The sequence below is a fragment of the Methylophilus methylotrophus DSM 46235 = ATCC 53528 genome, from assembly GCF_000378225.1.
Lineage (GTDB): Bacteria > Pseudomonadota > Gammaproteobacteria > Burkholderiales > Methylophilaceae > Methylophilus > Methylophilus methylotrophus.
Genome location: NZ_KB905142.1, coordinates 347,716 through 360,444, shown reverse-complemented (window position 1 = coordinate 360,444; position 12,729 = coordinate 347,716). Strand labels below are relative to the sequence as shown.

The 12,729-nt window shown below is 47.7% G+C and carries 11 protein-coding genes; 4 read left to right on the top strand and 7 right to left on the bottom strand.

What is annotated here, in order from left to right:
• Positions 1-16 precede the first annotated feature (16 nt).
• The 3 genes from mauJ (at position 17) to F463_RS0108195 (ending at position 2,391) form a co-directional block, all read left to right on the top strand.
• The gene (gene mauJ, locus F463_RS0108205) at positions 17-1,330 is read left to right on the top strand and encodes a methylamine utilization protein MauJ (RefSeq protein ID WP_018986592.1); all 1,314 of its coding nucleotides are present in this window, start codon (positions 17-19) and stop codon (positions 1,328-1,330) included.
• 426 nt (positions 1,331-1,756) lie between these two features.
• Positions 1,757-2,023 carry a hypothetical protein gene (locus tag F463_RS0108200; protein WP_018986591.1) on the top strand — a complete coding sequence of 89 codons (267 nt, stop codon included), beginning with the start codon at positions 1,757-1,759 and terminating at the stop codon, positions 2,021-2,023.
• 71 nt (positions 2,024-2,094) lie between these two features.
• Positions 2,095-2,391: a hypothetical protein gene (locus F463_RS0108195; protein ID WP_018986590.1), complete on the top strand. Its 297-nt coding sequence runs from the start codon at positions 2,095-2,097 to the stop codon at positions 2,389-2,391.
• A gap of 277 nt (positions 2,392-2,668) precedes the next feature.
• On the opposite strand, the gene F463_RS0108190 is transcribed toward F463_RS0108195, so the two are convergent.
• The 5 genes from F463_RS0108190 to F463_RS0108170 all read right to left on the bottom strand — a co-directional run bounded on the left by F463_RS0108190 (position 2,669) and on the right by F463_RS0108170 (position 7,416).
• Positions 2,669-3,646: a sulfate/molybdate ABC transporter ATP-binding protein gene (locus tag F463_RS0108190; protein ID WP_018986589.1), complete on the bottom strand. Its 978-nt coding sequence runs from the start codon at positions 3,644-3,646 to the stop codon at positions 2,669-2,671.
• Position 3,647: 1 nt separating this feature from the next.
• Positions 3,648-4,538 (bottom strand): sulfate ABC transporter permease subunit CysW, encoded by an 891-nt coding sequence (cysW, locus tag F463_RS0108185; protein WP_018986588.1) that lies wholly within the window; start codon positions 4,536-4,538, stop codon positions 3,648-3,650.
• Between the two features lie 59 nt (positions 4,539-4,597).
• Complete coding sequence (cysT, locus tag F463_RS0108180; protein ID WP_018986587.1) at positions 4,598-5,431, bottom strand: sulfate ABC transporter permease subunit CysT; 834 nt, start codon at positions 5,429-5,431, stop codon at positions 4,598-4,600.
• 90 nt (positions 5,432-5,521) lie between these two features.
• Positions 5,522-6,409, bottom strand: coding sequence for an EAL domain-containing protein (locus F463_RS0108175; protein ID WP_018986586.1), 888 nt, complete (start codon positions 6,407-6,409; stop codon positions 5,522-5,524).
• A 26-nt stretch (positions 6,410-6,435) separates the two neighbouring features.
• A complete protein-coding gene (locus F463_RS0108170; RefSeq protein ID WP_018986585.1) occupies positions 6,436-7,416 on the bottom strand; it encodes a sulfate ABC transporter substrate-binding protein in 981 nt (326 codons plus the stop codon).
• Positions 7,417-7,709: 293 nt separating this feature from the next.
• On the opposite strand from F463_RS0108170, the gene F463_RS0108165 reads away from it, so the two are divergent.
• Positions 7,710-9,044: a TAXI family TRAP transporter solute-binding subunit gene (locus F463_RS0108165; protein ID WP_018986584.1), complete on the top strand. Its 1,335-nt coding sequence runs from the start codon at positions 7,710-7,712 to the stop codon at positions 9,042-9,044.
• Positions 9,045-9,062: 18 nt separating this feature from the next.
• On the opposite strand, the gene F463_RS0108160 is transcribed toward F463_RS0108165, so the two are convergent.
• On the bottom strand, positions 9,063-10,688 hold the full coding sequence (locus tag F463_RS0108160) for a putative bifunctional diguanylate cyclase/phosphodiesterase (protein ID WP_245545179.1): 1,626 nt from the start codon (positions 10,686-10,688) through the stop codon (positions 9,063-9,065).
• A gap of 229 nt (positions 10,689-10,917) precedes the next feature.
• A complete protein-coding gene (locus F463_RS0108155; RefSeq protein ID WP_018986582.1) occupies positions 10,918-12,573 on the bottom strand; it encodes a putative bifunctional diguanylate cyclase/phosphodiesterase in 1,656 nt (551 codons plus the stop codon).
• Between the last annotated feature and the right edge of the window lie 156 nt (positions 12,574-12,729).

Sequence of the window (12,729 nt, the reverse complement as noted above, 5' to 3'; positions counted from 1 at the left end):
ATAGTTAAGTAAGTTTATGACAAAAGAATTTTTGAGAGATTTGCATCAAGAGGCCGAAACTAATCTTAAGCATAGTGGCAAATGGATGGTTGCTGGGATTGAAACGGGTATTTTCTGGCCTAAGACGCCACAGATTTTTCCCTGTAATGGATTTGATTTTATTTTACGTCCTACTGATGAGAAGCATCTCCCTACGATATGTCTGAACTACGGTCAGTACAGATTAGATAGTAATCAAGCTCGCAATGAAATAATGAAGTTTGCCAGCATCCTAAGTTGGCGTGAAGGGGAAAGGTTAGAGATTAGCACTTGGGCGGGAGGAAGCTTCCCGATTAACATAGGCCGCGGGCGGATGGATAGTGTAGGCAATCATCTAGCGACTGATAATTTACCTGATCTATCAAATGGTTTAATGGTGGCCTTGGCATTATTCCGTGAGGCCATTTCAAGTAACAATAAATTCTATAGTTTCTTAAGCTTCTACAAAGTTATATCCTCGATACATACTAAAGGTTTAGATAGAGGAAAATGGTTTTCATCAGCAATATCACGGATAACGGACCACCAAGCGTTAAAGAGAATTCAAGAGCTCGAATCTGATATTTCGGATATTGGTACCTATTTGCTAAATCAAGGACGACATGCTATCGCGCACGCAGAGAAAGAGGTTTTTGCAAACCCTGATAGTCTAAACGATATACAGCGTATATATGCCGACATCCCGATAATGCATGCCTTAGCGGAGTTAGCAATTGAAGAGAGTTTTTCTTACTATCCGAATCGCTCAATGCGTCGACCAGCCCGTAATTTAATAGAGGGTTTTGAGAAATTTATAGGTGGCGATTTACTTCAAATGGTAATTTCTGGAAACTTACCAGACAAGACCATTTCTGTGGATGTACCTGATTCTGTATGTGTTCTAGTCAGAAAAGAGAACAGGTTTTTATCGCTGGATGATTGCTATATTGAAGGCTTTGAGATTACTAAAGGCTGGTTTCATTTCTCTATAAAAAACAAATTATTCCCCATACAATTCATAATTCATTTGGAATTAGAAGCAAAACTAATGCATTTCAACCCATTAACAGATATGGGTAATGCTCTCAAAACTGAATCTATTGACGATATCAAGTGTGCTCTACAGTTACACGAAATGTATTTTCTAACATTATGTAATGGATCATTTGAAGTTTGGGATTCCGAAAGTGGAGCTTTACTGGGTAAGACAAAACCATTTTTTATGACAAATATGATGATCAATTTCGATGGGTACACCCGCGAAAAGGAAAGACTGGAGAAATTAATAGCCGAAAAGTGTATGGAGAAGTAATTTAAGGGATTCATAGCCAAGTAGCGTGGACAACTTATTGCCCACGCGTTAAATCCCTCGCAATTTGATTCAATATTGCATCACCGCCGCGCCAACCCTCCTAAAGCAAGTTACCTTTTACGGTAGTCACTTACCGTAAGCAACGGTTTTTATGTGATGACGTTGTGCGTTTTGCGCTGCGGGTACCTACCCTATTGCTACACCGTTATTGTGATCATCGAATCCTCGTTGAGACTTAAAAATAGCTCATCTCAGCCCTGATTTTTCTTATCCTTAAAGCAATCCAAGTATGCCGTTTGGTATATACCAACCTACCTATATCTATAGACGATTTATGGAAAAAGTCCGCGCATAATACAAACCATCGTGATTGAGCAAAGTTTTAACAGATTGCCATCACATTGACTAACAGATAGGAGAACAAACATGCGTAACGTTATTTCTGCAATTGCTTTAGTAGGTGGTTTTATTGTTGCTGCCCCAGTAGTGGCGGTTGAACAAAATGGTGGGATTGAAAAAGTACAAACTGTTCAACACTTTTTGAGCAAGCGTCCATATGCTCAACCAGTGGTTGCCAAAGCTGACGGTGAGCAACCCTGGGTAGGCGCAACACTGGTGGTAGATGGTAACACCGGACGTGCGAATGTTCATGAAGTGCAAAAACTGCACATGCTTGGTAAACGCGCTTTTTAATATGGGACATAGGGTCCACTCGAACAAGTGAAGCGCCCCAATTGCTTTAGGACAAATTTAGGAGATTACAAATGAAAAAACTATTATTAGCCATATTGGCCTTTGGCTTTGTGGCACAAGGAAATGCAGCGGACCTAGCGGATAACGAACAACGTGTGCGTCGGGTGAATAACAATCATCATTTCGGTCAGCGACCTTACAACAAAGCCCCTGATGTGAAGACTAAAGGTGCGGATGAAGCTTGGGAAGGCACTGGTTTAGTAGCTGAAGACCCAGAACAAGCTGAAAAGAAATTGATTAAGCATAACCAACATCAAATGAATTTTATGGGTAAACGGCCATATCTTGCACCGCATAACCCTGACTAACGCCTGATTTACCAAACGATTTTAAATCTCTCTGTGTTACCCGCCTGTTTTTTTGGGCGGGTTTTTTTATTCCTTCTACTGCCTGTGATTCAACAATTGCCCCATACGAACCTTCCCCCACTTTTAATCGCGACTTGAAAGCAGGGATTTTTGATGAAAACTGGGGCGTCATTTTGATTTCGTGGATGGTGAATTTAATGACAGCTTAATATTGTTTTATATTGCGACGCGTGGGCAACGAGTTGCCCACCCTACTCATAAACCCATACGCTCTAGGCTAGAACACTCGCAGCTGTGTCGGCTTCAGGTAAACCGTCTCCCCCTGCTTAAAACTCAACTGGTTAAACTGCTCTCTCCCCAGTTCCACATCCACATATTGCTCGTTGTCTGCACGCTTGATTTCCAAACGCACCAGTGAGCCCACGGAATGCACATAGGTGAGCGATCCGGCAATACTTTGCGCGTCCGCCTCTCGGCTAACTGAAATTTCATAGGGACGCACAAAGCCTTTGCCTTGCGGCGTTTCAAAGGCGTTCACATTACCCAAAAACTCATATACAAACGGTGTGGCTGGGTTATCGTAAACAGCTTGTGGTGAGCCCACCTGCTCTACCTGGCCATGGTTCATGACGACAATAGTATCAGCGACTTCGAGCGCTTCTTCCTGGTCATGCGTCACAAATACACTGGTCACGTGCAGTTCGTCGTGCAGGCGGCGCAGCCAGCGGCGCAGGTCTTTGCGGACTTTCGCATCGAGCGCGCCAAATGGCTCGTCCAGCAACAGCACTTTTGGTTCTACGGCCAAGGCACGCGCCAAGGCAATCCGTTGACGCTGGCCACCTGATAGTTGTGGTGGGTAACGGTCTGCCAACCAGTCGAGCTGTACCAGTTTAAGTAAGTCGTGCACGCGTTTCTTGATCTCGGCATTTGACGGGCGCGTTTCTTTGGGGCGCACGCGCAGGCCGAATGCGACGTTTTCGAACACGGTCATATGGCGGAACAGCGCATAATGCTGGAACACAAAGCCGACCTGGCGCTCGCGCACATCAGCATGGGTAGTGTCTACGCCATCAAACAGTATCTGTCCACTGTCCGGGGTCTCAAGACCGGCGATAATGCGCAACAAGGTGGTTTTACCGCAACCGGACGGGCCCAATAACGCGACTAGCTCACCAGATGGCACTTGCAAATTGATATCACGCAAGGCGCTAAACTGGCCAAAGCCTTTATTGATCTGTTGTATGGTAATGCTCATCTTAAGCCGTCACTTCCTTTTCAATAGCGGCTGCATCGCGGGATGCCTGCCATTCGACATAGGTTTTCAAAACCAGGGTTACCAGGGCCAGCAGCGTGAGCAATGAAGCCACAGCAAACGCCGCCGCGTAGTTATATTCGTTATACAAAATCTCAACATGCAAAGGCATGGTGTTGGTGAGGCCGCGGATATGGCCAGACACCACAGACACCGCACCAAACTCGCCCATGGCGCGCGCATTGGTAAGGATCACGCCGTAAATCAGGCCCCATTTCACATTCGGCAAAGTCACATGCCACAACATTTTCCAACCCGATGCACCTAACACCAGTGCTGCCTCTTCCTCTTCCTTGCCTTGTGCCTGCATAAGTGGAATCAGCTCGCGCGCGACAAACGGGAATGTCACAAAAATGGTCGCCAACACAATGCCAGGTATTGCAAATATCACTTTCAGGTCATGGTCGATGAGCCACTCACCAAACCAGCCTTGCAGGCCAAAAATAAGCACAAAGATCAAACCGGCAATCACAGGCGAGACGGCAAACGGCAGGTCAATCAAGGTGATCAGGAAACTTTTACCTTTAAAGTCAAACTTGGTAATTGCCCAGGCTGCGGCCACACCAAACACCAAGTTCAGTGGCACCGAAATCAGTGAGGCAATCAAGGTCAGCTTCATGGCGGATAAAGCATCTGCTTCAGTAATCGCAGCCAGGTAAACGCCCCACCCTTTGCGCAAGGCTTCAGCAAATACGGCGGCCAGTGGCACCAGCAAAAACAGCCCGAGGAATGCAAGGGTCAGTCCAATCAGGCTCCAGCGCACCCATGTCGGCTCAGAGGTGGCACGCTTGGAAGCAACCTTGCCCTGGTATTGTTGGAATTGTGTGGTATGCATAAATGTTCTATTCAATTAAATATCGAGCGCGCGGGATAGGGATTCACCCGCGCAATTAATTATTTATTACCATGGCGGTGATTACTCCACCACTGCAATAAGTTAATCAGCAAGAGCAAGACAAAAGAAATCACCAGCATCACCACCGCAATCGCTGTTGCCCCGGCGTAATCGTATTGCTCGAGCTTGGTAATAATCATCAGCGGAGTGATCTCGGAGATCATAGGCATATTGCCCGCAATAAAAATCACCGAGCCATACTCACCCACCGCGCGTGCAAACGCCAGAGAAAAACCGGTGAGTAATGCTGGCCAGATGGCTGGCAGGATAATCTTGTAAAAAGTTTGCCAGCGATTGGCACCCAGGCTAGCGGCGGCTTCTTCGGCCTCTGCACTGAAGTCTTCGAGCACCGGTTGTACCGTACGCACTACAAATGGCAGGCTAATAAAAGTTAACGCCACCACCACACCGAGCGGTGTAAAAGCGACTTTAATACCATGTGGCTCCAACCACTGTCCTAACCAACCATTGGGTGCATAGATCGCCGTCAGCGCAATACCGGCCACCGCGGTCGGCAAGGCAAACGGCAAATCAACTAGGGCATCCAGCACTTTTTTGCCAAAAAACTGGTAGCGCACCAACACCCAGGCCGTGAGCAGGCCAAATATCAGGTTAATCAACGCCGCGAGTAGTGAAGCGCCAAAGGTCAATTTATACGTGGCGACCACACGCGGCGTAGTCACAACTGCCCAAAACTCATGCAGACTGAGCTCGGTGGTGCGTATAAAAACAGCCGCTAAAGGGATAAGGACGATGAGGCTTAGATAGACCAGCGTGTAGCCGAGCGACAAGCCAAAGCCGGGGAGTAAATGTTTCTTTTTATGTGATGCCATGATGTATGGTGACCAGTTAGACAGGCGCTAATATAGCTGGACTCTTTAAAAGAATTAAAGAATAAATAATCATTAATTTATAATATAAAGTTATAAAGAATGGATAACGCACGCAACCTTGGGTGAACGGTGCTGATACTGGTCATTAATCACTTTGGCCACCACCGGCGCTGCCAGCAGGTTACCCTGCAACACGGTCGCGCCAGCTGCAATCGCAATATCCAGTTGCTGCTGTGTTTCAATTCCCAATATCACTGGGGTACTACCCAAATCCTGCACTGCCGCGACCAATCCTTTCAAGGCTTTGGCTAGGGCAGGCTGTTGTGCCGCCTGATGAATCACGGAGACGTCAAACTTGATGTAGTCATGATGTGCACTCCACAATCGGTACAGCTTGCTCTGGTGCCCACCCACATGGTCAAACGCAATCCGGTAGCCCAGCGCACGGTAGTTCTCGATGGCTGAAATCAGATGTTTGTCCTGCTCGATCAAGGACTCATTGATCTCAAGCACGACACGATGCGTAGGCACAGAATATTTATGCAAAATTTGCTCAAACACCTTGCCGTGTGCACTGACTTCCAGCAACAACTTGGGATGCACGTTTAAAAACAGCAAGCCGTTTTCCTGATGAATAGCCCTGAAGTTAAGCACATGCTGCGAGCGGCATACGCGGTCAAACTGCACCAGCTTGCCGGATTGCTCGGCATAGGTGAATGCAAACTCTGGCGTGCTGCCCAGCGTGCCAAACAAAGACGGACGTATCAGGGCTTCGTAACCGTAAATATCCCCTTGCTTGGCATCATAAATCGGCTGAAAAGCAGTTTTAAGATGTACACCGATAAAGGTGCTCTCATACTCGCCCGAACTGGCTTCCAGCAACCCCAGTTCTTCCAGGTCCAGCGACAATGCCTGCTTTAATTCTGCACGTAGCTGTATGACGTGTTCAGGCTCCTGATTAGGTTGACGTTGTGTCATGGTGATTCCTTCCTGCGATACAACTGCTATTTCTGATAAATCTGGTCGAAAATGCCGCCATCGCTAAAATGCGTATTTTCAGCTTCATTCCAGCTGCCAAATGCTTGTTTGACTGTAAATGTATTGAGTTTTTTGAAAGTGGGTTGCGCGACTTCAGTCACTTGCGGGCGTAAATAATGTTTGGCGGCAATTGCCTGGCCTTGTGGTGAAAAATGGAACTCCAGGTAAGCTTGTGCCACTTTGCGTGTGCCTTTTTTATCAACGACTTTGTCCACCAGCGCGATCGGGTTCTCAGCCAACACGGTGACTGAGGGATACACCACCTCATATTTATCTTCACCCAGTTCCTTTTGCAGCAAGTAGACTTCATTCTCAAAGGTGACCAGCACATCGCCAATCTCCCGTTGAGCAAAGGTGGTCGTTGCACCACGTCCACCAGTATCCAGTACAGGCACATGCTTGAACAACTCAGTCACAAACTGGCGCGCTTTGGTGTCGTCGCCGCCTTTGTGCGTGATGTAGCCCCATGCCGCCAGGTAACTGTATTTACCGTTACCAGAAGTCTTGGGATTAGGAATGACAGAAGTCACGCCTGGACGGATCAGGTCATCCCAGTCTTTGACTTGTTTAGGGTTACCTTTACGCACCAGAAATACGGTTGGTGATGCACTTGGCACACTGTTATTCGGCAAGCGGGTTTGCCAGTTAGCCGGAATCAATTTGCCTTTTTGCGCCAGGATATCAATGTCTGCACTGCGGTTCATGGTAATAACATCCGCAGGCAGGCCATCCACCACCGAACGCGCCTGCTTGGTCGAGCCACCATGCGACTGGTTAATGGTCACCGTTTCCCCAGTTTTCTCTTTCCAGTACTGCACAAAAGCCGGGTTAAAATCTTTATAGAACTCTCGCGTCACATCATATGAAGCATTCAATAATTCGGCGGCTTGCAGTGGTATTGGTGCCAGCGCAGCCCAGACCAATAAGTGACGAAAAAAATAAGACATAGCAAACTCCCTTAACTCAATAGGGAGAAACTATAGGGGGAATTTTATATTTTTAAAAAGAATAAAATATAATATATTTATAATTAAAGAGCATAATAAGGGTTATTTTCTTTGGGCATGCTCATCAATGATTCGCTGTGCATCATGCCTTTAGAATTCGGCGGCTTCTCTCAATGCAGCGCTAAACCCAGAATACACTGTCTTTTCCTGCGGTTAAAACCAGCTGTTGTGGCATCCGGTCTAACCCCTGTAAAATCCCTGACTCAGGCACAGACAAGCGATAAAGCAGACCGATGAAATTTGATCCGCGCAATAACAAGTTCACCGCTATATTCACCAGGGAAATGCTGGAGGCGACGCTTCCGTCAGTCCTGCTAATCTGCCTGGCCCTGTTTTTTGCATATAAATTCATAGACCCTGCCCCACCCCGTAAAATTGTGATTGCCACCGGCAATGCAGACCTCAACTACAACGCTTTTGCTGCCATCTACGGGGTTTACCTGAAAAAAGAAGGCATTACCCTGGAGACGCGAAAAACTTCCGGCGACATTGAAAACTTGCGCCTGCTGAAAAATCCGGATTCGGACGTGGACATCGCCTTTATCCAGGATGGCGTTGCTCATACTGAAGGTGCGGGCATGCTGTTATCGCTGGGGAGTTTGTATTACCAGCCAGTCTGGATATTCTGCCGTTGCAAAAAAGAGGTCACGCATTTGTCTGCACTGAAAGGTAAACGGATTGCGATTGGCTATGTGGGTGACGGTACCCATGCCCTTGTCAGTACCTTGTTATCGGAAAGCGGCATTGATGCTGAAAACGCAACCCTCAAGGCGATTGGTGGTGATGAGGCCGCGGAGGCATTGCGTCAGGGGAAAGTGGATGCCGCTTTGTTTGTGGATGTGGCCAATGCAAGCCTGGTTCGCGAACTCCTGGGGAACCCGCAACTGAAACTATTAAGCCTGGATACTGCCGAGGCTTTTTCACGCAAGTTTGCGTTCATGCATCATCTGGTACTACCCGAAGGGGCGATGGACCTGGCGCGTAACCTGCCACCCCATGATGTGCACCTGGTGGCGCCTACTGCCACGCTGGTAGTCAAGGAGAGCATGCATCCGGCACTGGTCTACCTGATGATGAAGGTGATCTCACAGGTGCATGGCGGTCCGAGTATGTTTAACAGCAAAGGTGAGTTTCCCTCGGCCAAGGATACTGATTTCCCGCTCAGCACCCAGGCACTCAACTTTTACAAATCCGGCCTGCCAATTATTGATAAATACCTGCCATTCTGGGCAGCGACCTTTGTCAACCGCACGCTCATCGTGATTTTGCCTTTGCTGGCGTTGCTGATACCGCTAACAAAGATTATCCCCATGGTGTATGTATGGTTGGTCAAACGCAAGTTGTTTCGTTATTACGGCGAGTTGCGCTTTCTGGATACGCAGTTACAAGACATTCAAAGCGCTGACGATGTACAGCAATGCCTGGAAAAACTCAATGAGATTGAAACCAAAGTGGTGAATGTAAAATTACCGGTGCCTTTCTCACAATATGCTTACGAACTGCGTGCACATATCGAGTTGGTCAGGTCCAAACTGCATCACCACAAATTACGGCCTATAGACAGCTGACCATGCCTGAGGAATGGTTTAGATCCCGTTGTTGACCCACTCTTGTAGCGCCTGCTCCTCCATGGGCCGAGCATATAAAAATCCTTGTACCAGGTCACAGCCGAGGCTTTTCAGGTAATCAGCCTGCGCTTGCGTTTCCACGCCCTCAGCCACAATCTGGTAATGCAGGTTTTTACCCAACACCACTATTGCACTGGTCACCGCTTCAGAACGCTCCTTGCCCGGCACATCATTCACAAATGAACGGTCTACTTTTAAATAATCTCCGGGTATATCTCGCAAATAAGCCAGGCATGAATAACCGGTGCCAAAATCATCAATCGCCAGTTTGACGCCAAGCTGTTTGAGTGCCTGCAAACTTTCAGTGCCTTTACAATCGGAATGCACCAAAGCACTTTCAGTCAACTCGATCACCAACCGGTCCGCGGAGAGCCCTGTTTCACGTAATACCTGCAACACATAGTCAGTAAAGCCTGGCGACCTCAATTGCATTGGGGATACATTGACTGAGACCTTTACTTGACTCAAATCGCCAGTTTTCCACGCAGCAACCTGCTGACAGGCCACTTTTAACACCCAGGCACCCATAGGCACAATCAAGCCGGTCAATTCAGCCACGCCAATAAATTTGTTAGGCGGAACAACGCCATGTTGTGGATGTTGCCAGCGGATCAGCGCCTCCACACCCACGAGTTTGCCCGTCAGAAAGTCCATTTGCGGCTGGTAAACGAGGTAGAACTCCTGATGGGCAATCGCCGCTTCCAGCTCACTGGCAAAGGCCAGTTCTTCTGGGGGCAATACCTGGTCATGCATGACTCCTTTGCGGTAATAATTCAGGGTCATTACAAGCACGATAGCGTTCAATGCCAGCGTGATAATCAAAGGGGTGAGATGGGGATCATGTCCGAACAGCACACCCATCCCGCCAAGTGCAATCGCACACAGGAAAAGGACTGCGACAATCCAGCGTAAATGCTGCCCGGTATCGTCCAATAGCAATAAATAACTCAGGGACGTTTGCGAGACTTGTTTGGCAATCAGCGACATGGCGCACAATACACCCGCAACAGAAGTTAATAACGAGAGCTGCCCGTACGCATCCGGGATGTGGTAAGCCTGTGCCAATAGCCCCGTCACTGGCATGAGTATCGCAATAGACAGAATGGTTTGGCTGGCGCGGTTAAAACGGAAGTGGCAAAGCAGGTAGCCGAACATGACAAGTAAGGACATAATGAAGTCTGTTGTCACCTGCCGATGGCTAGCATCCGAAAACAAATCATCTGTAGAAAACAGATGACTGTAAGACGCATGGCTACTGAGTAGCGTGTAAACCTGTACAAAAAACCATAGTAAAACAGCACTGACCAGCAACCTTGTCATTCGTGACCAGCGCCAGGTGTCATAGACTACGCACAAGCTGGCGACAATAAATAGAAGGGAACTCAGGCTCTGCAATACGTTTAATGCAAACGTGGCTTGCAACGGAATAAGAGGCAAGCCAAAAAGTATGCTGAAAATACTGGCAAGTGCTAGCCATGGCGACTGCTTCTGGACTGTACGGAGAAATCGATGCCGCATGTACTGACGTTGCGTCGTACACTCTTGAACACTTTCAGTGAACCAGTCAATGCTGGGTGCTGACATGCTGTCCCCTATTTCGGTCTGTTATTGTCACCTGCCACAGCAGGTCGTTTTGTTTATACTACAGGGCACCTATATTGATATAAAAGCGAAAGAAAAAAGGAGTTTGTTATCCTTTAAATCGAATTAAAGCGATTCAGGCATAATTTGCTACAGAATCATGCGTTGATATATCAGAGTGAATATCAACGCACTGAGGTCACATTGCAAGTACACTGCAGCCTGTCCGACCTTAAACTTCTGCACTGAAGTGAATAGAAACCCATTGCTGCAGCGCTTGTGCTTCCAGCGCTTTGGAAAATAAAAAGCCCTGCGCGATGTCGCAGCCTATCCCTTTGAGAAAACTGGCCTGCGCCTCATTCTCTATGCCTTCGGCAATAATGCGGTAATCCAGGCTCTTGCCCAGGCTGACGATCGCCTGGATGACAGCTTCAGCCTTATTGTGTCCAGGGAGCTCCATCACAAATGAACGATCCACTTTCAGATAATCACCCGGAATGTCACGCAGGTAAGACAAGCAGGAATAGCCCGTGCCAAAATCATCAATGGCGAGTTTGATGCCGGCCTCTTTCAAGCGATGCATCATGCGCAGGTTTGCACCATCATCCTGCACAAAAGAACTTTCGGTCAGCTCAACCACCAGTCTGTGCGGCGGCAGTCCGGTTTCTTTGAGTATCTGCAAAATATCTTCCACCAGTGTCCCTGACTGTAATTGCAGCGCAGAAACATTCACTGCAATCTCTGCCTTGCCCAGCACTGGATGATGATTCCACTGTGCCGCCTGTGTACAAGCCGTGCGCATCACCCACTTGCCCAAGGGCACAATGAGGCCGGTCAACTCAGCCATACGGATGAATTTATCCGGGGAAATGATGCCTTTTTCAGGATGCCGCCAGCGCACCAATGCCTCTACCCCTTTTAATTTTCCTGTATTGAAATCAACTTGAGGTTGGTAGACCACATAAAACTGGTGGTTGTCGAGGGCGGTCTCTACCTGGCTGGCAAAGTCCATATCTGCTGCTGGCAAAACAATTTGTTCACTAGTCTGCCCTTTACGGTAATAGGTAGCGGTCATGGTATAGATGATGGCCAGAATGGATACCACCACGACCACGGGCAGTGCGCGCAACATATCTTGACCAAACTCAACACCGGCCCTGGCCAGCATAATGGCAAAGAAACTCAGGAACACAATGCTGAAGCGTATCTGCTTGCCGTTATCATCCATCAACAGCAAGTAACTCATGGGAGGATGAGAAGCATGCTTGGCCAGCAAACTAAATGCACACAATAAACCACTCAATGTGGTTAAAGGTGACATGATGCCGTAAGGCCGCGCAATACCACACAAAAAGCCAAGTAAGGGGATCAGCGGAATCATGACTGCCACATATAAAATAGCCTGGCTTGTGGCCAGCCAGCCGGAACGCTGAAAAAGATAAGAAGTGGCAATCAAACAGGCCAGCAAGGCGCCAGCCGCATACTCCACAACAGGGGATCCCTGATGCACCTGCAAATCATTGCTAATCCTCAGCAGGTGTGCAGTATCATTAAAATCTGCCGCATAAGGGGATAACTGAACCACGAACAAACTGATGGTTACCAGTGACATGGTGAGCATGGCCAGGTTGGTTCGGCCATTTTCCAGTAGCAAATTGTAACTGACCAGGATAAAAGTCAGGTACGTGAGTAACTGCGCCAGCCAGACATTATTCTCTACATCAAGCAGGTAATGCGGGAAACCCAGCAAGCCACATACCATGCTGGCCATGGCCAAAAAATGAGTATTGTCCTGCACTTTACGTACAAGACGATGGCGCATGAATTGTCTTTGCGCTGCATTATCAGTGAGTGGCGTTGTCAGTTCGCCAATCCCGGTGTCACTCATTATTTACCCTTTAATCCCTGTGATCGAATCATTCTGCGCCATAGGCACAAAAGATTCCCTGAGCTATGTCATTAAACCTTAAAACTCAACAAGGTTATCGGTTAAATAAGCGGGTAAATTGAGACCAAATTTAAAAAAATTTAATATCCAGGCTGA